At 35.3% G+C, this 22,490-nt stretch carries 20 protein-coding genes; 4 read left to right on the plus strand and 16 right to left on the minus strand.

Annotated features, from left to right (window positions below; genetic code table 11):
- Positions 1-3: 3 nt before the first annotated feature.
- From M1D73_RS15450 to M1D73_RS15465, 4 genes are all read right to left on the minus strand, one after another.
- Positions 4-756: an IclR family transcriptional regulator gene (locus M1D73_RS15450; RefSeq protein ID WP_000026361.1), complete on the minus strand. Its 753-nt coding sequence runs from the start codon at positions 754-756 to the stop codon at positions 4-6.
- Between the two features lie 155 nt (positions 757-911).
- Positions 912-1,463 carry a signal peptidase I gene (gene lepB, locus M1D73_RS15455; RefSeq protein WP_000662501.1) on the minus strand — a complete coding sequence of 184 codons (552 nt, stop codon included), beginning with the start codon at positions 1,461-1,463 and terminating at the stop codon, positions 912-914.
- A gap of 23 nt (positions 1,464-1,486) precedes the next feature.
- A complete protein-coding gene (locus tag M1D73_RS15460; RefSeq protein ID WP_000895119.1) occupies positions 1,487-2,164 on the minus strand; it encodes a copper homeostasis protein CutC in 678 nt (225 codons plus the stop codon).
- Positions 2,165-2,362: 198 nt separating this feature from the next.
- The gene (locus tag M1D73_RS15465; protein ID WP_001103807.1) at positions 2,363-3,070 is read right to left on the minus strand and encodes an ArsR/SmtB family transcription factor; all 708 of its coding nucleotides are present in this window, start codon (positions 3,068-3,070) and stop codon (positions 2,363-2,365) included.
- 69 nt (positions 3,071-3,139) lie between these two features.
- Between M1D73_RS15465 and M1D73_RS15470 the strand changes: the two genes are divergently transcribed.
- Positions 3,140-3,610: a DinB family protein gene (locus tag M1D73_RS15470; protein ID WP_000991275.1), complete on the plus strand. Its 471-nt coding sequence runs from the start codon at positions 3,140-3,142 to the stop codon at positions 3,608-3,610.
- A 215-nt stretch (positions 3,611-3,825) separates the two neighbouring features.
- On the opposite strand, the gene M1D73_RS15475 is transcribed toward M1D73_RS15470, so the two are convergent.
- The 8 genes from M1D73_RS15475 to M1D73_RS15510 all read right to left on the minus strand — a co-directional run bounded on the left by M1D73_RS15475 (position 3,826) and on the right by M1D73_RS15510 (position 11,039).
- On the minus strand, positions 3,826-4,974 hold the full coding sequence (locus M1D73_RS15475; RefSeq protein ID WP_086401655.1) for an acyl-CoA dehydrogenase family protein: 1,149 nt from the start codon (positions 4,972-4,974) through the stop codon (positions 3,826-3,828).
- Positions 4,975-5,128: 154 nt separating this feature from the next.
- A complete protein-coding gene (locus tag M1D73_RS15480) occupies positions 5,129-5,761 on the minus strand; it encodes a YdcF family protein (protein WP_000662215.1) in 633 nt (210 codons plus the stop codon).
- A 329-nt stretch (positions 5,762-6,090) separates the two neighbouring features.
- Positions 6,091-6,678, minus strand: a complete 588-nt coding sequence (locus tag M1D73_RS15485; protein WP_121868302.1) for a GNAT family N-acetyltransferase — start codon at positions 6,676-6,678, stop codon at positions 6,091-6,093.
- A 387-nt stretch (positions 6,679-7,065) separates the two neighbouring features.
- Positions 7,066-8,394 carry a YjiH family protein gene (locus M1D73_RS15490; RefSeq protein ID WP_121868303.1) on the minus strand — a complete coding sequence of 443 codons (1,329 nt, stop codon included), beginning with the start codon at positions 8,392-8,394 and terminating at the stop codon, positions 7,066-7,068.
- A gap of 111 nt (positions 8,395-8,505) precedes the next feature.
- Positions 8,506-9,384, minus strand: coding sequence for an aminoglycoside phosphotransferase family protein (locus M1D73_RS15495; RefSeq protein ID WP_086401654.1), 879 nt, complete (start codon positions 9,382-9,384; stop codon positions 8,506-8,508).
- Positions 9,385-9,900, minus strand: a complete 516-nt coding sequence (locus M1D73_RS15500; protein WP_000440749.1) for a GNAT family N-acetyltransferase — start codon at positions 9,898-9,900, stop codon at positions 9,385-9,387.
- A gap of 23 nt (positions 9,901-9,923) precedes the next feature.
- Complete coding sequence (locus M1D73_RS15505; RefSeq protein ID WP_000820201.1) at positions 9,924-10,388, minus strand: DUF2691 family protein; 465 nt, start codon at positions 10,386-10,388, stop codon at positions 9,924-9,926.
- Positions 10,389-10,604: 216 nt separating this feature from the next.
- A complete protein-coding gene (locus tag M1D73_RS15510; protein WP_000282829.1) occupies positions 10,605-11,039 on the minus strand; it encodes a ferritin-like domain-containing protein in 435 nt (144 codons plus the stop codon).
- A gap of 309 nt (positions 11,040-11,348) precedes the next feature.
- Between M1D73_RS15510 and M1D73_RS15515 the strand changes: the two genes are divergently transcribed.
- The gene (locus M1D73_RS15515) at positions 11,349-11,855 is read left to right on the plus strand and encodes a GNAT family N-acetyltransferase (RefSeq protein WP_001139523.1); all 507 of its coding nucleotides are present in this window, start codon (positions 11,349-11,351) and stop codon (positions 11,853-11,855) included.
- A gap of 105 nt (positions 11,856-11,960) precedes the next feature.
- On the opposite strand, the gene M1D73_RS15520 is transcribed toward M1D73_RS15515, so the two are convergent.
- Entirely contained in the window at positions 11,961-13,142 is a 1,182-nt protein-coding gene (locus tag M1D73_RS15520; protein WP_000475844.1) for a YhgE/Pip domain-containing protein, read from the minus strand.
- Positions 13,143-13,313: 171 nt separating this feature from the next.
- Between M1D73_RS15520 and M1D73_RS15525 the strand changes: the two genes are divergently transcribed.
- The gene (locus M1D73_RS15525; protein ID WP_098213071.1) at positions 13,314-13,931 is read left to right on the plus strand and encodes a TetR/AcrR family transcriptional regulator; all 618 of its coding nucleotides are present in this window, start codon (positions 13,314-13,316) and stop codon (positions 13,929-13,931) included.
- A 103-nt stretch (positions 13,932-14,034) separates the two neighbouring features.
- Here the strand turns inward: M1D73_RS15525 and M1D73_RS15530 are convergent, their stop codons facing one another.
- Both M1D73_RS15530 and ppsA read right to left on the minus strand, forming a co-directional pair.
- Positions 14,035-16,422: an immune inhibitor A domain-containing protein gene (locus M1D73_RS15530; RefSeq protein WP_000728991.1), complete on the minus strand. Its 2,388-nt coding sequence runs from the start codon at positions 16,420-16,422 to the stop codon at positions 14,035-14,037.
- A gap of 242 nt (positions 16,423-16,664) precedes the next feature.
- Positions 16,665-19,271, minus strand: coding sequence for a phosphoenolpyruvate synthase (ppsA, locus tag M1D73_RS15535; RefSeq protein WP_000094186.1), 2,607 nt, complete (start codon positions 19,269-19,271; stop codon positions 16,665-16,667).
- Positions 19,272-19,759: 488 nt separating this feature from the next.
- Between ppsA and M1D73_RS15540 the strand changes: the two genes are divergently transcribed.
- The gene (locus M1D73_RS15540) at positions 19,760-20,617 is read left to right on the plus strand and encodes an MBL fold metallo-hydrolase (RefSeq protein WP_000368288.1); all 858 of its coding nucleotides are present in this window, start codon (positions 19,760-19,762) and stop codon (positions 20,615-20,617) included.
- 1,130 nt (positions 20,618-21,747) lie between these two features.
- Here the strand turns inward: M1D73_RS15540 and cotF are convergent.
- Positions 21,748-22,227, minus strand: coding sequence for a spore coat protein CotF (cotF, locus tag M1D73_RS15545; RefSeq protein WP_060851962.1), 480 nt, complete (start codon positions 22,225-22,227; stop codon positions 21,748-21,750).
- Positions 22,228-22,490 lie beyond the last annotated feature (263 nt).

Raw genomic sequence — 22,490 nt, forward strand, 5'->3', positions numbered from 1 at the left:
TTTCTATGCCAAAAAGCCGAGTTCTTTCGAAATGCGATGCGCTGTTTCTTTCACCTTCGCAATAAAATATGAAATGTTACTTTCGTTGTACTCAATTGCTAATCCCGAAATACTAATGCCTGCTACAACCGTTCCATCGCTCGCGAAAATGGGTGCTGCTATCGCGGCTGTATGATTTTCTAACTCAGAATAACTAATGGTGTAGCCTTCCTTTTTTGCCATTTGCAACACTTCTAACAATTGTTTCTTATCCACGATTGTTCCATCTGCAAACTGTTTTAAATCCACTTCCTCTATGTATCTCCGTTTCTCTTCCTCAGAGAAATACGATAGTAAAATTCTTGGACATGCGCCAGCATAAAGCGGTGCTCTTCTTCCAACCGCCGTATACACGCGTACCGGCTGAACACCTTCCATTTTTTCAACATAAATTGCGTCATTTCCATCCTGAATTATTAAATTAACTGCCTGTCCTAAACTATCTCTAAGTTCTTTCATATAAGGAATTGCTATATTTCTTACTGATAATCGGTGTGAAACAAGTTGACCGAACCGTAAAAATACGACCCCTAAACGATATTTCCCCTTTTCGTTTTTTTGTAAAAACTCCATCTCTTCCAACGAACCAATTAAACGATAAACAGATGTTTTCGGCATATTTGTAAGCTGAACCATCTCAGTTAAACTTAGCTCTTCATGCTCATAAAACAACTCTAAAATATCCATTGTCTTAACTGCCGTTTTATTTATACTCATTCTATCTCCCTTTCGTTCCGAATTACGGAACTTAAATTCCGTTTTTCGAAACAAACATATAATTTAAAATTATAAAATATTCTTTCAATTCAATCAATAGATTTTAAGCAAATAAAAAAGTATGGAAGAATATCTCTCCCATACTTCACCACACTTTATAACGCTCTTACTTGTTCCAACGGCCAGAAAACAGCTTGTCCTTTTCCGACAATTTCATCTTCTGAAATAAAGCCAAACATGCGACCATCCTTAGAAACTTCACGATTATCCCCTAAAACAAATACTTGGCCTTCTGGCACTTTCGTTTTCCCAGTGATTTGTTCTAACGTAAAGTCTGGAGTTAATACACGGCCTACTGCTTTTTCTTTAAACTGTTTTAAATATGGTTCTTCCATCGCTTTTCCGTTTACATATAAAACATCATTTTTATACTCAACTGTATCGCCTGGCAAACCAATTACTCGTTTTACTAAATCGTATCCTTCTTTCCCGTGGAAGACGATAATATCAAAGCGATCTAATCCACTTATACTATAACCAATCTTATTCACGAGAACTCTTTCGTTATTTTTTAAAGTGGGCATCATTGATTCACCTTGTACTAAAGAAGGTGTAAATAAAACACCGCGAATAATAGCAATTAATACAAGGGTAAAACCTATCGTTTTAGCCCAAGAGAATAATTCTTTCTTCGTATTTTCCTTCATCGTTTCTCCTCTTTCTTAAGCACTTATTTTATTATTTCAACTAATTCTTGTACTAAATTAGGATCTATTTCAGAAAAACATGATTTTCCTTCTCTTACCGCTGTACCGACATGCGCCTGCGTGATTCCAGTTTCATCTAGCAATCGCTTTATATTTTCTTTCGTCACGCCAGCTCCAGCTACAAGCTGAATTTGACCATCACTTACCTTTTGCATTTCTGTAAGCACCGGAATATTCTCTACTATATTTCCTTGTCCACCTGAAGTTAAAACGTGAGTCACTTTATGAAACTTCTTTAAAGTGCTCATCGCTTCTACTGGATTTTTTATATCATCTATCGCACGGTGGTACGTTACATTTATTCCATCTACAACAGATAGTAAATCCGCTAATTTCTCTTCATCCACTTCATTTCGTTCGTTTAATACGCCTAATACTACACCAGCTGCTCCTAACTTCTGTGCAACTATAATATCTTCTTTCATCATTTCAATTTCTTCTTCCGTATATGTAAAAGACTTCGCATGCGGACGAATCATAACATGAATTGGTATACTTACCACTTCTACCGCTTTTTTTATAAAAGCATAACTCGGTGTTAAACCACCTTCTGTATAAGATGAAATTAATTCAATCCGCTTCCCGCCAGCACTTTCAATTCGTTTTACATCTTCTAAACATGTTGCAATAACCTCTAGCATGAGATGACCTCTTTTCGTGCTTTTTTCTTATTATAACATTAGTAAAAATAAGAAGCCTAGCTTTCTCCTTTAAAACTTAAAAAAGAAGAATGAAAAGAAAGATTTTTTATTGGCAACGATTATTGGTAACATCCTATTATTCATGTACACTCCTACCATAATGAAAAAAGCCCTTCATTTTGACGGATTTTTCTAATTTCAAGCTTTTCTTTCCTCAGTTTTCATATCAATGCCTAATTGATCTTCCAATAACTTTACACCTTTCTTTGTAAGATGGACAGCTCGGTTCTTATCCGTTTTCGTAATCCATCCCTGTTCAAAAAGCAGTTTTGCAATTGCAGACCCTAACCAACCAGAAATATGGTAACGCCGTTCACTCCAATCAAGGCAAGGTTTTGCAAATACCCTCCTTTTTGTATCTGCCTCATCAACATTTATTCCAAAATTCAGAAACCATTTCTTACCTTGTTCCGTTACAATGTATTCTCCATCCTCTAAAATTATAAATTGCCTATCTAGTAATTTTTCAGTTATCTCTACACCGAGTTTGCCTGCAAGATGATCATAACAAGTTCGAGCATAACGAATTTGTTTTAGTTGGCTTGATTGTTTTAAAGAGCGAACTTGAACTGTTGGTGCAATTGTCCCTAACTTTTCAAGCACTTCTGCAACTTCTTGATTAGCAAGTCGATAGTAACGATGTCTACCATGTTGTTCAACTGTAAGTAAATTCCCTTCTACTAATTTAGAAAGATGCGAACTAATTGTTGGATGTGACACTTTTGCCATATAAGCCAATTCACTAGCAGGTAGTGCCTGATTATTCATTAGACAATCTAAGATGATTGCTCTTGTAGGTTCAGCAATTAGTTTAGCTATATATGAGATATTCGGATATACATTCATATTTCGATGATACCCTAACTATTAAATTGATACAATTATTTTAAGTTTAATAGTAAAGGAGAATGTATTATGAATGCAATTGATCTTAGTATATTAAATTTAAAAGAAACGAGAAGGCGCTCAGAAAAATTATGGAATTCTCTTCCCGATAATTTTCTTAATTGGAAGCCTGATTCTGAGGCTATGTCCTTTGGTGAAATGATTCGTCACGTATGGAGCTCAACTTTTTACTATCATATGATTATAAAAAACAACGGTTCAATAAACGACATACGTACCCCGTATGATGACGAGCCAATTACTTGTGTAAAAAAAGAAATTGAATTGGCACAATCACACTTTACTGACTTCATAGAATATGTTCAATCAATAAGCATAGCCGAGCTAGATTCAAGACTTATTGATAGAAGTGATGTTGGCTATCAACGATATTTAGGTGATATGCTATTACGAATTGCCTATCATGATGCGGTCCATGCGGGTCAATTTTTACAATATTTGCGAATGGTTAACTTGGAAAGACCTTTAATTTGGGATTAAATACGAAAAATGTTTATACAGCCTCCAAACTGGCATTACAATAAGAATTTTTCAACAAGAAACAATCACAACACCATGATAATCATTTATATTAAAAACCTACATCTCCATTAAGTACTTCATACACATAAAAAGCACGGGTTTGATTACTAATCAAACCCGTGCTTTCAAAACAACTATAATATCCATAAACAATAAAATGTAAACTTCAAAAATCACGACCGAAACGCCGCATCCGCCAGCATAGACAATGTTGCATCATCCATCGGTGGATTGTGTAATCCTGCTCTGACGTTTAAATAGTAACGATGGAGCGGATTTTTTTCTGATAAACTTTTTGCTCCTACGATGCGCATCGATTTATCCACTATAGATATCGCCGCATTTGTTACAGCATATTTCACAGCTGCTAATTCTGCTTGCAGTGATAGTTTATCTTCTGCCTCATCGTACTTTTTCGCAATTTGATATAAAAAGACACGAGCTTGCATAAGCTCAAGTTCTAACTCTCCAACTAATTTTCTAACATTCGGCAATAAACTAATAGAATGATTTAAACTATTTGGCTTGTATGATTCCGCAAATTGAACTGCATAATTTCTTGCTGATTGTGCAATTCCTAAATAACATGCTGGTATATGTAGCAACCAGCCAATACCCTTTTGTTTCACTTTCCCGCCTTTTACATCCGTAAAAAAGCGGTTGTCTATCTCTACATTTTGTAAGACAAGGTCGTGGCTAGCAGTCCCTCGCATTGCAACGCTATCCCACGTTTCTTCAATAGATACACCGAGTGTATTTCTTGGAATAACAAACTCACCAACTTCTTCACGGCCTTCCATACTTGCTGAAATAATAAAATAATCAAGTACTGGCGCCATCGTTGTAAAATTTTTTCTTCCATTTATAACCCACTTCTCGCCTTGTTGAACCGCTATTGTTTCTGGTTTGCCGCCACGCGTCGGACTCCCTGTTTTCGGTTCTGTTGCTGCCCTGTTAAAGAGCGCACCATTACGTACTTCTTCGCAAAACCATTTGAACATCTCATCATTCCAAGAGCGATTTTCCGCTAGCTCCTTCACAATGCCAAGATGCCAGCCAATCGATAATGCAGTAGCTCCACAGCCTTCCGCGATTTTCTCTTGAAATAAAACGAAGTCATATAAAGAAATGGCACTACCACCAAATTCCTTCGGTAACGTTAATTTCGTATATCCGATATCTTTCAAATCATTTATATTTTCATACGGAAATGATCCTAATTCACTTAGCTGATGCTCCCTTTCCATGAACTTCGGAATCAATTTATTTATTTTCTCAATAATTAAAGACTGTTCTTCTGTTTCAACAAATGAGAGTGCCATACTATAATCTCCTTTATGCTCGATTCATAAACCGTTCATTTTGTCATTATGATTATATGAAGCTACCTCTCTATTGTTTCACTATTCCGATAAAAATACAATGTTTTTGACTAATAAGAAAAGTTCCTATTTAAGGATAGATCCTTTTCTTATATTAGTCCCCCTTCAATGCTTTTAATGGCAAAGAGGTTACATATCCAATATACGAGAATAATTCTTTAAAGAAGAATGGTATTTCTGTATCTAACGTTTTATATGCTGATGTCGGCGTTGGTGAAGCATACGCTTCAATATTAATATGTTTTGCGATTCTCATTGCGCGTTTCATATGAAGTGGATCACTTACAATCGTGTATGTTTGTATGCCGTTCTCTATTCCAACTTGCTTCGCATTTTTTAAATTTTCTTCAGTGAAAAGGGATTTAGTTTCAATTAAAATATCTTCCTCTTTTACACCTTGTTTCATTGCATATACTCTTGCAGTACGTGCTTCCTCAAGTTCTGCCTCGAACTTTGTACCACCTGTAAAAATAATCTTTTTAATATTTCCGTTCTTATATAAAGAAATCGCATGATTAATTCTTTCTTTAAATACAGGAGATGGTTTTCCGTTCCATGAAGCTGCTCCTAGTACGATACCAGCATCCGTTTTCACGTCATCATTTGCTTTAAAACGATAACTCCAAATATCGTAAGCTGCATAACTTACATATAAAATAGCAGAACAAATCATTAGTAAAAATACTTGAAAGATTCGTCTTTTCTTACTCTTCTTATTTTCTTTCATTTGTAATTGCCTCCGTACATCATCCATACTTCTATAAAAAACATTTATATCAAATCGTTTTGTTTGAGTTTATTTAAAAGAAGGAACTTTACTTGTTATTTATGTATAAAAGGGTTTTCATTTAAAATTGAGGATTATCAATTCATTTTCATTTGCGGTTTTCATTACATTTTTTAAATTCATAAGTTTATTACCATACAACTACATTGTAACGAATTTTTTCTCAGAAGGGAACGATGAAACAAAAGGAATTAAAATAAAGTAGCATTTTGTAAGAAAAAAGGTATATTTTTCATATCTCACGAACAATATACCTTTCAAAACACGAATTATAACTTTTCTTTATACAACTCTAATTTTTCTAACAATTGTTCTTTTACGCCTGGCCATTCACTCGAGATAATACTGTACACCACCGCATCTCTCACATAACCATTCGGTAATTTTCTTTCATTTCGAAGCACACCCTCTTTTACTGCGCCTAACCGTTCAATTGCTCGTTGTGCTTTTTCATTTCTTGCATCCGTCTTAATTTGCACTCTCAGCATATGCAATTTTTCAAAAGCATACTGAAGAAGCATATACTTACACTCTGTATTTATACTCGTACGTTGCACACTCGGATGATACCACGTTTGCCCTAACTCAACTGTCTTATCTTCTACTGAAATATTATATAAACGTGTACTTCCTACAATCTTATTCGACTGTTGATCTACGACTATGAAAGGTATTTGAGTACCTCTTCCGTAACCCTTTATCGCTTTTTGAACGTATTGTTGCATATCTTGCACACTATCCATTTTAGAGATTAAATACGCCCAAATATCCCGATTTCCTTCTACAATCGAAAACAAAGTTTCGACATCAGTATTATCCATTAACCGCAACTTTGCTCTTTCCTGAATAATTTCCATTTTTAAGCCCCCTTTGTTGTTACTATATCATAAGAATCAAAAACGCATTATAAGAATAAAAAAATATAAAGAAAAGAATTCTTTTCAAATATATTCTTCTCGTATAAGGTAGGAAGACTCATCAGTAATCATTATATAGAATTTTTTGATAATTTCTAATAAATGCTATATAATGATAAACGGGAGGGGATAAAAAATGCTAGATCAAATTACTTGGGGAACGCCAGGCAGCTTATTATGCTTAGGATTCTTTTTTGCAGGACTAGGAATCTTCTTAAGAAGCGTTACGTCATATACGAAAAATAAATAAGAATATCCCGCTTTTAAACAAAAGAAGCCCTCTTTTTACAGACGGCTTCTTTTGTTTAACTTTATCTTATTAAAACTTCAAAGCAACAAATAAGCAATCGGCGTAATAATAAGCAACGTTAAAATCGTTCTCTGCACATATAAAATAATGAGTTCAGATACTTTTAACGGAATATCTGTTGATAATATACAAGGAATGGAAGCGGAGAAAAACAAAATAGATGATACGGAAACAACTGCAATAACAAACTTTGTCACGAGTGGTGCACTTACTACTAATAATGACGGTAAAAACATTTCTGCAATGCCAACTGATGCGGCTTTAGCAGCTAAGTCTGCTTCTGGTAATTGTAATAGCCATGTAAACGGATAGAAAATATAACTAATCCAATCAAATGTTGGCGTGAACTTCGCTAAGACGATACCAATTAATCCTACTGACATAATGGATGGTAAAATTCCCATTGTCATAATAAATCCGTCTTTTAAATTCATTGCAATATTTTTCATAATGCTCGGTGCAGACTTTGATACTTCTAACGCATCTTCCCAAGCACGTTCTAACATTTTCTCTTTATAAACAGGCTCTGGGAACCCTTCTTCTGTTACATATGTATCTGGTTTTCTACTAAGGGGCGGGATTCTTACGGTGATAGCAGTCACGATGAATGTTACAACAAGTGTAGTCCAAAAATAAACATTCCATAAATGCATAATATCTAATGTTTTTGCGATGATGATCATAAATGTAGCGGATACTGTAGAAAATCCTGTAGCGATAATCGCCGCTTCTTTTGTCGTATACTTTCCTTCTTTATACACGCGATTCGTAATAAGGAGAGCAAGCGAATAACTTCCAACGAAGGACGCAACTGCATCAATCGCCGATCTCCCCGGCGTATTCCATAATGGCCTCATAATTGGACGACAAAATGTACCGATAAATTCAAGTAATCCATATCCGACTAATAACGCTAAAAACGCCGAGCCAATTGGAACGAGCAAACTTACTGATATGACTAGCTTCTCATATAAAAACGGTCCAACATCTGGCGCAAAGAACCAAGCTGGTCCTACTTTTAAACAATATAATATGCCAAAAACAACGCCAACTACTTTTAAAATAGAAAAACAAATGTCTACGATAGATGCATTCCATTTCTTCGTATAAAATGGATAAATCGCACCAATCGCCATAACAAATAATGCATAATAAGGTACTACGCCAGGAACCGAAGCCCTAATCCACGATACGATATGATCAATCATAATAGACGATGCACCATTTATCGTAACAGGAACGAAAAACATAAACACCCCAACGAGACTAGCAAGTATAAACCGAAGAATAATCCCCTTCTCTTGCCCTGTCTTAATTACATTACTCTTTAATTCAATTTCACTCAAAATTCGACACCTCCTATTATCTAAATATTCTGTATAATAATGTTGTATTCCTTCTTTCCATTTCTACTATTTAATCATATGAAAAAGCCTATTTTAAAATAGGCTTTTCTATTACCTCTCATAATCATCCACAAGCACTTGAATGATACGATAAGATTCTTCTGCTACTTTTTCATTACTATCCCTATTCGTATCATATGTAATTAACGCCTTCCAAAGTGCCCATCCTCTCGCTCTATTCCACGTTTCTTCATCCATGCGTAATACTTCTTTAAATACATTTCTACTATTTTCATCAAAAAACGTCCAAGCCATCGCTGCATCACAAGCAGGATCTCCTACACCTAAAATACCAAAATCAATTACAGCACAAAGTTTTCCATCTTTAACGAGTAAATTCCCCGGTGCTACATCTCCATGAATCCAAACTGGCTTACGGTCCCATATTGAACTAAGTGCTACATTCCAAAGGTGCTTTAATAATGCCTCGTCAAAAACATCCTTATTATTTTCAATAGCAACTCTCGCCTCTTCATCATATACAGATATAAGTCCGCCTCGGTAAAAATTATGTGTTCCAGCTAAAGGTCCGTTACTCGCATTAATAGATTGCAATTCTACTAAAAAAGATCCTAAGTCCGCCGCAAATTCATTTAAATCCCGAACGTTTTGTTTCGTAACTGTTTCTCCCTCTATCCACTTATTAATAGACCAAGGCAATGGATACGCTTCAGACGGATTTCCTTTCGCAAGTGGGGTAGAAATCGGTAAAGAAAGCCCCTTATTTAATATAGGAAGCCAACTATTTTCTTTCTCTACTTGCGGTGCATATGCCACATCACTTGGCAATCTTACACTCATCTCATCCCCTAAGTGAAACGTCCTATTATCATACCCACTAAACTTTACAGGTTTCACTTCTAAATGGGCCCATTCAGGAAACTGTTCCTGTATTAACTTTTCAACTAAACTTACGTTAATTGGATGCATTCACATTCTCCTTTTCTTTTGAAACTTACTAAGCCCATCCGTACTTCCAACATATTCAAAACTATTTTTCTTATAAAAATCATTCAACGTACGATTATGCCCCACGCAATCTAACTTCAAATACTCTTTATCACATTGCACATTCTCTTCTACCCACCGTAAAATCCATTCTCCTATTCCATTTCCCTTATACTTCCGTTTCACCGCAAATCTATGAATATATAATGAATTAGAAACTTCCTCTTTACCAAAAATATGTTCATCCCATTCATTTTGTTTAGGAGAAACTGTAACCGTACCAACTATTTCAGCTTCTTTCAGAACAACATATGTATATTTCTCTCTTATACATTCTAGTATTTCAGCCGTAGCTTCCTCTCCTAAAAGATACTGCCACTGATCCACTTCTTTATATTGTAGCCATTGTGCTACCTCTTTTAATAAAAGGATAATACTATCACTTTCATTTTCAGTAGCAATTCGAATTGCATATTCTTTACTTATATTTCTCTCCATATTGCCTTTCCCCTTTCAAATTGCTACCATACTGACAAACGAGTCCTTCCATCATTTTCATCTGTAATATATTCTACATAAAATCCTTGATTCACTGCGTTTTCATACATTAATTCAATCGATTTTTGATCTTTCGCATAAATTTGTATGTATTGAGCATCCACCGCTAATACAACTACCTCACACTTGCTTTCCTTAAACTCTTCGTATGTTTCAATATCTATCGCTATTTCTCCTTTAGGATATGCTTTTAAATCTGCAAAAATAAGATAATATATGTTGTCTTTAACTAACTTTTTCAACGCTAACCCTTCCACTACACTTGGTTCTTCTGGAAATAATGCCTCATCCAATTCACCACGTGCTATTAAGTAGGACTCCTCATCCCTCACTCGCCAATCAAATACAGTAATATCAATTGGCTTTAATACTTTCCAAAGTAAATTATCATATCCATCTAGAATATCTACTGTAATCCCTCTTTTCATATGCTTGCTCCTAACTTATTCATTTTCGTTTCATACATTATATATGAAATGTAATTACTATATTTTGTCGATACATAAGTACATCATAACAAAACCGCTCCACGACTAGCGAAACGGTTTCCTTCTGCTTACATTTAAATATTTCATTTAATTGTTGCACTACGTTTTAAAATATTTTTTAATATATGCACCACATCAGTCGTTCATTCTTAATGCTCACTTCGACTTTACAAAGTAATATAAAAACCATACTGCATGATTTTGTTCATCCGCAGCTATTCTCCGTAACAACTCTTTCAAATGTACATCCGATGTCTCATCTGAAATTTCCAAATAAAAATCTACTGTTTTTTGTTCATCTTGTATAGCGAACTCTAATCCTTGTAAATACGTATTTGGGCAGTCTTCAGTAATTTGTGGTTTTGGCTGCCTACCAGTTAAGTTCATATAAATTTGTACAAAGTTGTGGAAATGCTTTATTTCATCATTACGAATTTCAAGAATTTGTTTTTGTTCTACTTGATTTGGAGCCATATTCGCTAATTTTGCATAGCAGCTTATAGCGCTATACTCTCCATTTATAGCTTTTTCAATATCACTAATTAACTTATCATTCTGCCTATACCAATCATAATAATTCGAATTATACATCATATCCCCCCATACTTTCGCTTAACATTTTATGCATTTAGAAATAGTAGGAGCCTGTGTATATAACGGGACGGCTTTAGATTGAAAGAAAAGTTTGAGAAAAGGGTCTATTTTGTAAAGGAATTGCTTATTCATAAAGTGAAACTATAATCAGTGGGGATTTTACTACACGGCAAATAGCGGATAAAATATCACTATTTTTTTGTACGCTGTTGCTATAAATTCGCGAATGAATCAGGTTTCCAACCAGATGTGGTGTTGAGATGCGAAGCTATTATGAATCCAGTCATATAACTAGGAGGTACCACTATGCCATCTTTATTTAAAACTATGGCCTTCCAGCTGAAAACCGAAAGACTTGAGCTTAGTATGTGGGAGGAATCCGATTCCGTTTGGCTGAGCAAATTAATTGGCGAACGTGGCGTGGACATTCCAGCCGTTGATTCCGTTCGTAACCGGCTTATTGAGATGCGCAAGAAGGCAGACGAAAATGGTATTTCCCTTCTCACTATTCGAAGGAGAGACGAAGGCGATTTCATTGGGTACTGTGGCTTAATTATCGGTCGTTCCACACTTGAAGAGCCGGAGATTGCATACGAGTTGTTCCGCAGCGCTCATGGTAAAGGTTATGCGACTGAGGCCGCATCTGTTGTACTGGACGCGGCGATTGCTACTGGGCGCCAAAGACTTTGGTCGACTGTAGGTGCTTGGAATATCGCTTCCCTCCGGGTACTAGAAAAGATAGGATTTAAGCGACATCACAGTACGTGGGATGATGAACGTGGTGAGATTGTTTGGAACGTACGCGATCTTTAAAGATTTCGCCTTAATTCTAAACACTACACTTTTCAACAATCAGGCATTTACATTGAGAAAAAATCACAAACAAGCCGTTTCACTAATTAGTGAAACGGCTTGTTTTTAAGCGTTCAATTCTGTTTTATGCCCTTTTACTACACTACGTTTGAGTGCAGTTGCTAATATAGTAACCATACTTACTATACCAATCCAAACGAGTACAGTAACAGGTGTATTCCAGCTTAACCCTTTTCCGAAGAAGAAGATTTCTCTTAGGCCTTCAATCATAAATTTCATTGGTAACCATGAGTAAACCCAGTCTTGATAAAACGGAGACAACATCTCAGGTGCTAATGATAATAACGGTGCCCCGAAGAATAGTAATAAAGCGAATAAACCGATTCCTTTTAGCCCAACTAATGATAGTACTGCAGATATCATTAAGAAGAAACTAAAAGAAGTAATGGATAAGAATAGAGCTGTATCCGTGAAGTTCGAAATATTTAACCCTACCATCCCATCTGCAATCCATGTAAGACCAAACCCAATTACAAGTGTCGCAATAGCTCCTGTTACGATTTGTTTTACTTTTAACAGAAAGTTTTCTTTTCTTGAGCTTACTGGCATTTTACTAATCGCAATAAAAATAATCGCTGCACTAGCTAAACTTGCAATCCATAACGGCTGGAATAATGATATTGGTGAGTTACCGTTCGCACTATTTTTGCCGACCTCATTCACATTTTTCACGTTCTTTACAATAGGTGTTACTAATTTCTCAGCTTGATTTGTTGTTACAGTAGCTCCTTTTGCTTTCAACCCTTCTAATATTTGTGTACGAACAGTATTGTTCATATTATCAACAATCGCCTGTAATATTTGCCCTGCCATAGTTGATGCAGCCGTATTCATTCCTTGATTAATATATATTTCTATCTCAGGTGAAGATGGCTGTGGTGTTCGTAACGACGCTTGTTTTGCGCTAAATTCTTTCGGGATGACTAATGCCGCGTAATACTCTTTATTGTTTAATCCCTTTTGAACGGCTTCTTTATTTTTTACTTCTACCCACTTCACTGCGGGTTCTTCCTCTGATTTCGCTGTTTTTTTCATGTTATCAACGATCGTTTGCCCCATATTCATTTTCGGTTGATTTGGAATTTCTACACCTTGATCCTCATTTACAATTGCAATTGGCAAGTTTTTCGGCTGCGGTTGAACAGTTGGAAATAGCGTTAATGAAAAAATAAAAACAACAAGTAGTGCAATAACTGGTGATAAAAATAAAAGTTTATTTTTAAACATTTTCTTTTCTCCTCCCTTAATTTGATCTATAATAACCAACAACGTGTTGTTTATTTATATTTTGAATTATATGTTCGAGTTGAACCTTATACAATAATCAAAAATCGTGAATGTGTTGGTTATAAGACACATTTTCCAAATGTGTTGAGTAAAATTAAGGAGGAATATGCTTTGCGCGATAATAATTTAGATTTGCGTGTTGTTCGTACGAAAACTGCCATACGAAATGCATTGGTGGAGCTAATTGAAGAAAAAGGTTTTGACGCCATTACAGTGAAAGATATTACAACGAAAGCAAACATTAATCGCGGTACTTTCTATGCGCACTATCAAGATAAATTTGATTTAATGACAAAATGCCAAGAAGACATTATGTACGAGTTTTCTAACATTGCTAAACAGAAATTCCCGGAAGTTATTGCTGACCTTGGATCAAATCCTTCTCCAACAATGCCATTTATACTTATCACTTCTATTCTTGAATTTCTAAATGAAAATAGTGATTTTATGAGAGCTGTACTAAGTCCGAAAGGAGATTTATCTTTCCAAACAAAACTGAAAGACTTTATGTGGAAAACATTATTTGAAGATACGAATGGTCCTCTCATTAATAAGGACAATTTACTTGTTCCAAGCGAATATTTAACTTCTTATATGGCATCTGCACATATAGGTGTCATCCAACAATGGTTAAATAATGGACAAAAAGAAACACCTGAGGAGATTGCTCGCTTTTTATCAACAATCGCAGTTCATGGACCTTTTTATGCTGCTGGCTTAAAGAAATAAGCCCGCTTGCTTAGTAATTTCTATTATTTTATTAATAACTTGAAATTTATGTTTCTGTAAAAAAAGCTGTTGAAAGGACTCCCCTTCAACAGCTTCTACATTATTAACGATATAAACGAACTGCACCTGCCGAATTATCATCTGCTTGTCCAACTACTTCAAATTTCAATCCAAATTTCGGTAATTTACGTCCTGCATCTGGGATTAAATCATTTATATACAATTTAGAGTCATCAAACTTCGTTACACCTGGTAATCCTTTGTAATCATATGTTCCGCGTGTTGGAGATACCACTTTCCATGCTGGCGTTTGGTTAAGGGAGAACGCAGCATCTGCGATTTGGAATCGTGTACTATTTTTAACAGTTGGTTTGCCGTTTAGTGTTCCAACAATTGCCTCTGGGTGAGAGTCAACAACTCCTAAGAAACCTTCACCTGGATGTAAACCAACCCAATTATCTGTAAAGCTAGAGTCTGCATACCATACTAGCAGACCTGTATTATATGGTACACCACTGCTATATTTTAACGCTTGATCAGCACCAGCATAGTTTCTCCACTCTAAATAGTAGTTATGCTTCTTCTTATCAAAACCGTCTGCTACAACAAAACCATTTAATTTAAATTTCGTTTCGCCTTCTGCATCATCAGAGAACACAACATTTCCATCTACAGTTAATGTAGCATTATCAAAAGTAAAACCGGTCGGCGCTAAACCACCATCTGTAATGTATTCGAATACTAATTTTACTTTTTGACCTTTAAATTTGCTTAAGTCATAAGACTTATCTACCCATTTACCATCTGTTGTGTCTAGACCATTTTTCACATTTTTTTCACCAATTCGATCCACTAACGTTTTCGTACCATCTTCTTTCACTGCATGTACTTCAAGGAAGTCATAATCCGTTTCAATTTCATACATTGATTTATAATCAAACCTCGCATTTGTTGCATTTGTTAAATCAAACACTGGCGTTTCTAATGTTGTATGAAGGTTATCACCTTTTGTACTATAGTAGTACTTCTTACCGAATGCAGGCTGAATACCTTTCACCTCTTTATCTGGTAAGTTAACACGAATCAGACCAGGACGATTTGATTTCGTTACACTTTGATCTAAATACGTCGCATAGCCAATACCACGATTTAATTTATTATAGTCAACCTCTACAATATTGGCCCAGTTTCCACCTATGTTCTTTTGAAAGAACTCTTTGTTTTGCGGAGAGAAACTCGGTGGCGTTGTTCCTGCAATTTTACCAGCCCAGCTACCGCCACTCATAACAGACCAGGAGTTAATTGGCTCACCTGCTCCTGTGTACTTCGTATCATACTCATCTGGAAGACCTAAATCATGACCAAATTCATGTGCGAATACACCAACCGCTCCGTCTTCTGGCTCAATTGTGTAGTCGTATGCTGCCATCTTACCGCCCCAGTTATCAACTTTTGCTTTTGTTCCTTCAATTGGATATGGTGTTCCAAGGTGCCAACGATGTGACCAAATTGCATCATCACCTAGTCTACCACCGCCCCCATCTTGCCCAACTCCAGCGTGAATGACCATTAAGTGATCAATCAGACCATCTGGTTCATTTTTATTGCCATCACCATTATTGTCATATTGATCGTATTCGTCAAATTCAGATAAATCAATACCACTTTCTACAGCCGCATTTAATGCCTCTTTTACAAAATCACGAGGTCCTTTTGGTCCCATATTATCATGACCGCCATCTCCTGCATCTGCGCCATAATCTGCCGCATTACCAGGAACTGTCAACCACTTTGTTACTGTGCCATCTACTGTATAACTACCACCAGATTGCTCTTCATAATATTGTTTAAATGTTGGTACTTTTGAACCATCAAAGAGTGTAAATGGCTCATTACCAAATAACATTTTTTGATAATGTTCTGGATTAAAATCATTTGAATACATATAACCTGGTACTTGATCAATATTGTTATGCTTAAAGTCCGCAAACTCTACTAGCAATACGAGAACTTTATCTTTACGAACATCACCGTTATATTGTTTTTGCTTCGCTGAAGTAGTTGGTACTTGGCCGTTTAATCCCCCTTTAACCGGCTCTTGTCCCGCTACTGGACCACTAGCAGGTTGATCTGCTTTTTCTTTCTCATCTGCTTTTGCATCTTTAACTTTTTTCAAAAAGTCAGCCGCTTCTCTCGTAACACTATCCCCCGCTGCTGGTTCTTTTCCCGCATTTTCTCCTTTTTTCTTCTCTACGTATTTTTCAACAGCTTTTAATGTGTCTTCTTTCGACGTAGATTCATTAATTACACCGCGTTTCTTGAGCGCATCTGCTAAACGCTCCTCTTGAATTAAATTTTCATCAATGGGACTTAAAGTTCCTCCATTAGACGGCGTTGCCGCATAAACAGATTGACCCCCATACCCAAATGTGCAACTAAGCACAGCTGCCGCCGCAAGCGTAGACAGCACTTTAAAAGGTTTTTTCTTCATCCCTATTCCTCCCCAATATTAAATACGATACAACGTTTATATATTACGGAAAATTCAGAAAATTATCAATGCATTGTCTGAATTTGTAATATTTTTGAAAAAATCCTTTGTTTTAGATGAACATACATTCTGATTCATCAATATTTCAGAAAATATTGATGAAAGTTGATAAAACTATTAAAATCATAAAGAAATCGTCCACTATATTTAGTGGACGATTTCTTTATTTATCTAAAATACAACTACAACACTTCAATATATCCTTCTGTTCCATGTACCCGAATTCGTTGCCCGTCTTTTATTAGTTTCGTAGCGTTCTCTACTCCAACAACTGCTGGCAGGCCATACTCACGTGCAATCACTGCTCCGTGCGTCATAAGCCCGCCGACTTCAGTGACTAACCCTTTTATAGAAACAAACAAAGGTGTCCACCCAGGATCGGTAAATGCCGTAACTAATATATCTCCATCTTCCAAATTCGCGTCTTCCATGTTTAAAATAACGCGTGCTCTCCCCTCAACCACTCCAGAAGAAACAGGCAAACCTACAATTGCTTCAGCCGGGAGATTTTCGCGTTTGTACTTACCTGTAATGATTTCTCCATCAGACGTGATAACACGCGGAGGTGTTAGTTTTTCATATAATTTGTACGCATTTTTTTGTTTATGAATAATCTTGTAATCTAGTTTATTTGTGCGGACGACTTCGTGAAGTTCTTCAAAAGTTAGATAGTATATATCTTCTATTTCATCCAGAACATTATTTTGCACAAGTTTCTCTGCTTCTTTCAGTAATGCCTGCTTATATATGAAATAACGATGAATCATGCCGTATTTCGGATATTCACGATAACCGATGAAATTGCGGAGGTTACAAATCATTCTCTTCGTCTCTTCTACTTTTTGTTCCCCATCCGGCAAGTGCTGCAATCGCTCTAACAACTCTTTTTCTTTTTTCAAAGCTTCCTGTAGCCCTTCTTCAAACTTCCGCTTACTAGCACCATATTCAAAGTCTCTTATATGATTTAAAATCATCGGTATAATTGTAGCTGGCTGTTCACTCCAGCGCGTTTTCGTAATGTCGATTTCTCCGCTGCATCTCATTCCATATTTATTTAGAAAAGCATCGATTGCATCCCGAACTTTTTCCCCGCCTTTAAACTGAATTAATTCATCTAAAAAGCTGTCATCTTCTACATGCTGTAAATACGCAATGACTTCCAGATACGGCCGAATCACATCTGCCACATCCAATAACGCTAGCCCCATTTCTGACGTAATATTATGTTGTACAGATTGTGAAAGTACATCTGCTGCATTTTTTTCTCCTAGCCACTGCTCCATCTTTTCATTAATCCATGATGAAGCATTCATACCTGCCATAATGATAGCTATACTTTGCGAGTTAAATAATACTTTCTTTAATTGCTGAATGTCTTCTAAAATAAAATCAAGTACATCCACCCCTGATTTCGTTTGCATGTTTCGTTTTAATTCTTCTATTGATAATTCACTATTCTTTATTAAATTCGTAACGATTTCCGGATCGTTTTCAGGTTGTTGTTGCGAACTTGCAGGTGGCACATTTTTACTAAGATCCTTTTCTTTTTCATCATCCGATAACAATTTAATAAAATTCTCTCGCTCAATTACAGTCGTTAATGCATCTCGTATGAGCGGATCCGATTTACCTAAAGTGTTTATTAAGTAATCTCTGCTAGCAGGTGAAGCTAGTCTTTGCGTAGCATCAACAAATAGTCTTCCTCCGGCTTTACACATAGGTGCACTAGTCGTTAACAGGAAAAAAGATAAACCTAATGGTTTCATCGCATCGGTCATCATTTGTTGGTGACCAACTGATATATACACGTGATTTTCCCCATCATTTACTTCTGGAATTGGATATAAAGTCGTAATCGGTCTGCTTTGGACTATATAAATTGTATCATCAACTAAGCACCATTCAATATCTTGCGGACAACCAAAATAAGCTTCGATTTGTCTTCCGATGCGTGCTAGTTGTAAAATCTGTTGTTCAGTAAGTGTTTGAAATTTTTGCTGATTAGGAGCAATTTTCTTTCTCTCTGTTCCGCCTTCTTTTCGTCCATAGATGGCTAATTTTTTCGTTGCGATGACCTTTTCGACGATTTCGTCTTCTTTTACCTTATAATTATCGGCAGAAACCAATCCAGATACTAGCGCCTCGCCAAGTCCAAAGCTGGCATCGATTGACAACACCTTCCTATTCGAAGTAATCGGATCCGCAGTAAATAAAATCCCTGAAGCCTCAGGGAAAACCATTTTTTGAATGACAACACATATAGAAACTTGATTATGATCAAAACCGTTTTGCATTCGGTATATAACCGCCCGATCTGTAAACAAAGAAGCCCAGCATTTTTTAATATGCTGCAAAATGTTTTCTTTTCCAATAACATTTAAATACGTATCTTGTTGACCAGCAAACGAGGCATACGGTAAATCTTCAGCAGTAGCACTCGAACGCACTGCATATGCATGTTCATCGCCAAAGTGCGAGAGATAATGAGCTACTGATTCCACTACATCAACTGGAATTTCCACCGCCATAATGACTTCTCTAATCTGCTTACTAATTTCACCAATTCGATCTCGTTCCTCAATTTTTAGCATTGCTAATTGATTCAATAAAGTTTGAAACGCTCCATTTTTTCCGATGACCTGTTCATACCCTACCGTTGTAACACAAAACCCTTCTGGCACTTGTATCCCTTGAATATTGGATAACTCCCCTAAATTCAATCCTTTTCCACCAACGAGAAAAAGCTGCGTTTTTTCTATTTCCTGAAAATCGAGAACGAAAGAACTCATTTGGCACCTCTCCTTACTATTCATGTGTTCTTGATTGTAACAGTAGTAAATGAGAAGAAACAGTCTATTTCGAACGTAAATTACATGATATAATTAAGTTAGGAAGAGATCATCACTTCTATTTCCCCTCTAATTCACTTCAATTACATCACCAAACTTAAACATTCTTTTATTATGAAAAGCAATCATTAGACATAATGGATTTCTATCGAACTTTGTTATGTATTTTTTATATAAATCCATATTGTAATATCTTTATAAATCTTTTATTAAGCCATAAATTCGCCTCAAAAAATAGTAGAATCTGTGACTTTAAAAGCAATATTTTTTGTTTGCACTTTATATAAATTGATATGAATCCCTCTTAATTCTAGGACTAAATTATTGTTTTTAATCCCACATTAATTCTTTTCTCAAATTCGCCAAAATGAATTTTCAAGATTAGGGAACTATAATGTCGTATTAAAATATATTAAGGGGGAGAAAAATTGGACAATGAAATGAATTACGGAAGCGATTACAAGTTTATTCCAGCAACTTCAATTGAAAGTGGTCACGGCATCGAAGTATTACGTGATTTATTTTGTTACACGATTCAAATCGTCAATATATGCTTTGTTGGAAATCCTGAGACCAATGATTTTGTTTTAGTTGATGCTGGAATGCCTAAATGTGCAAATGAAATTATCTCTATCGCTAAAGATCGATTTGGTACCAATAGTCGCCCAAAAGCAATTATTTTAACTCACGGCCATTTTGATCATGTTGGGGGAATAATTGAACTCATCAAGCATTGGGATGTTCACGTCTATGCACATCAAATGGAGATACCGTTCCTGACTGGACAACAAAGCTATCCAGAACCAGACCCAACAGTTGAAGGTGGTATGGTAGCGAAAATGTCTCCTCTGTTCCCAAACGAACCAATTGACTTAGGAAATAACGTAAAAGCGCTACCTACCGATGGAACTGTTCCCCATATGCCAGAGTTTAGATGGATTCATACACCAGGACATACTCCAGGGCATATTTCATTATTCCGAGAAAAAGACCGAACTTTAATCGCTGGGGACGCTTTTGTTACAGTGAAACAGGAGTATCTATATAAAGTAATAACTCAAGAACAGGAAATAAGCGGTCCGCCTCGTTATTTAACAACAGACTGGAAAGCCGCTAAAGAGTCAGTTCTTAAGCTAGAAAAGTTAAAGCCTCTAACCGCCGTTACTGGACACGGGATACCGATGTCGGGTGAATTGCTATCAACAAGCCTCAAAACACTCGTTCAAGAATTTGATAAAATTGCTGTACCTGATTACGGAAAATATATAGATAAAAAGATGCATTAAACGCGGAAATACTTTGTTTATTTTTATATTAATGAATCAAAGTATAATGCAAAATCATCCTTTAAAAGCTTTTAAACTTAATCTGTTAAAAAACTGAATGTAGGCAATATCTATTTTCTAAGAATAGCACTACTCTTTTGGAATAAAAATTGAAATTTCGCAAACACTATATATAATAAAGTCTGCTTCTTACCCAGGCTTTATTTCTTGCCATTAAAGAGCAGTCATAATCAATAACTGCTCTTTTTAATTTTTTAGTATAAGCTCAATTTTTTTGTTCATACTATACTTAACCCATGAGATAGTTATACTCCTTAATTTCATGGATGTAAATTTCTCACTGCAGTTAGCTTTTGCTAACTGCTTTTTTATTTATAGAACAATTACATAAAATTTGTTTTTGAAAATAGAATTATAAGTAGATTGTTATTGAGGGGAGAATCTTAATTATGAAAAACAATATACATGTTTATGTAGGATTGATTTCATCTATAAGTATCTTTTTACTTTCGCTATTATTTCTATATTTTAATCCGTATAGCGATCAACTATCTAATAAAGACTTTTTCATCACGGTTCTTTTCATGTTATTACTCCCCTCTTTTTGGGCGTTCATTTCAATAGTTAAAAGAGAAAATATTTTGATTTTAATTTGCAGTATTTGGTTATTACCTGGAGGAATCTATTTCGGAATATCTACAATTCCAAGTGTTTGGAATTTATATATTTTATTTCTACTTTTTTATTTTTTGTTTGTTTTTCAAATGAAAACTAAACAAAGTTAATTCAAAATGAATGACTCTCCTGTTTAAAACATGTACAAACATCCGTTATAGCTTGTACTAAAAATTCTAGTTCAAGAGATTCCCGATAACAACTTTTTTTACCAATAATCACCACATATTATACAAACATCTATTTCTATTTAGAAAGTAATTCTCTAACAAGTTCTTAAATAGGGGGGCTCGTATTCTAAAACAGACTTTGTATAATTTCTTAAATATTTTAGAATGAATTTATATTAGTAGAATTTAATCAATTTATTAACAATGGAAATTACCATTTAGTCTTAACTGTTTGACCTATATAAACTATAGTTTTTCTCTAAAGATAATTTCCATATCTTCATTTTAATATTGCATTTGTATCGCCTTTTGCACATTCTGCACATCATTTTTTAATAGCTGCTTTAAATCATAAGCTGGATAGTAACCACGTTCATACATAAAATTAAAAACCTGTGCGTGTAATTGTATAGCACTATTTATTTGACGGGTTAAAACTTCTCTAAGTCGCGGTGTTGCAGTTTCAGTAATCGCTATTGCATAATTTCGAACAGATGTCTTTGCTAACCCAAGCAAATCTCCAGCGTAAAATCCAGTGTCATCACGATGTTGCGATTGAAATCCAGGAGCATATGGATAAAACTGTACTAACTCTTGTAAATTGTTTTGTATAGCATTTATAGCTTTAATATATAACGATTGAAGTGCTTGATCTGGTACATTTCTAACTGATTTTTTTAATTTAATTAAACCATTCGCTTGGAATGCTACTAATTCATGTAAATCCAATGTTTCATGCCAAGCTAATTGATTAGGATAAGACATAGATGTTCCTCCTTAATATGCATTCATTCTACATTATGCAAAAAAAATTCAAAAAGGGCCTATACTATATGAATTCATTTCAACCTAATTTATCATTTTTTCCATTCTTCTATGTTAATCACAATAAAATAGACCTAATTCCTCTTCCCTACTTTTTTATATCCTTAATTTTGATTTTCAAAATGACTTCTTCGCCTTTACAATCTATAAATTTAATTTTTTCTTCTTTAAAAATCCACATCATAATACATCCTTTCTTATTT

The organism is Bacillus sp. PK3-067, from assembly GCF_056738645.1.

Excerpts from the sequence above, each read along its gene's own strand:
- M1D73_RS15450 (WP_000026361.1), bottom strand. The coding sequence starts at position 756 with ATGAGTATAAATAAAACGGCAGTTAAGACAATGGATATTTTAGAGTTG.
- lepB (WP_000662501.1), bottom strand. The coding sequence starts at position 1,463 with ATGAAGGAAAATACGAAGAAAGAATTATTCTCTTGGGCTAAAACGATA.
- M1D73_RS15460 (WP_000895119.1), bottom strand. The coding sequence starts at position 2,164 with ATGCTAGAGGTTATTGCAACATGTTTAGAAGATGTAAAACGAATTGAA.
- M1D73_RS15465 (WP_001103807.1), bottom strand. The coding sequence starts at position 3,070 with ATGAATGTATATCCGAATATCTCATATATAGCTAAACTAATTGCTGAA.
- M1D73_RS15470 (WP_000991275.1), top strand. The coding sequence starts at position 3,140 with ATGAATGCAATTGATCTTAGTATATTAAATTTAAAAGAAACGAGAAGG.
- M1D73_RS15475 (WP_086401655.1), bottom strand. The coding sequence starts at position 4,974 with ATGGCACTCTCATTTGTTGAAACAGAAGAACAGTCTTTAATTATTGAG.
- M1D73_RS15480 (WP_000662215.1), bottom strand. The coding sequence starts at position 5,761 with ATGAAAGAAAATAAGAAGAGTAAGAAAAGACGAATCTTTCAAGTATTT.
- M1D73_RS15485 (WP_121868302.1), bottom strand. The coding sequence starts at position 6,678 with ATGGAAATTATTCAGGAAAGAGCAAAGTTGCGGTTAATGGATAATACT.
- M1D73_RS15495 (WP_086401654.1), bottom strand. The coding sequence starts at position 9,384 with ATGCATCCAATTAACGTAAGTTTAGTTGAAAAGTTAATACAGGAACAG.
- M1D73_RS15500 (WP_000440749.1), bottom strand. The coding sequence starts at position 9,900 with ATGGAGAGAAATATAAGTAAAGAATATGCAATTCGAATTGCTACTGAA.
- M1D73_RS15505 (WP_000820201.1), bottom strand. The coding sequence starts at position 10,388 with ATGAAAAGAGGGATTACAGTAGATATTCTAGATGGATATGATAATTTA.
- M1D73_RS15510 (WP_000282829.1), bottom strand. The coding sequence starts at position 11,039 with ATGTATAATTCGAATTATTATGATTGGTATAGGCAGAATGATAAGTTA.
- M1D73_RS15515 (WP_001139523.1), top strand. The coding sequence starts at position 11,349 with ATGCCATCTTTATTTAAAACTATGGCCTTCCAGCTGAAAACCGAAAGA.
- M1D73_RS15520 (WP_000475844.1), bottom strand. The coding sequence starts at position 13,142 with ATGTTTAAAAATAAACTTTTATTTTTATCACCAGTTATTGCACTACTT.
- M1D73_RS15530 (WP_000728991.1), bottom strand. The coding sequence starts at position 16,422 with ATGAAGAAAAAACCTTTTAAAGTGCTGTCTACGCTTGCGGCGGCAGCT.
- ppsA (WP_000094186.1), bottom strand. The coding sequence starts at position 19,271 with ATGAGTTCTTTCGTTCTCGATTTTCAGGAAATAGAAAAAACGCAGCTT.
- cotF (WP_060851962.1), bottom strand. The coding sequence starts at position 22,227 with ATGTCTTATCCTAATCAATTAGCTTGGCATGAAACATTGGATTTACAT.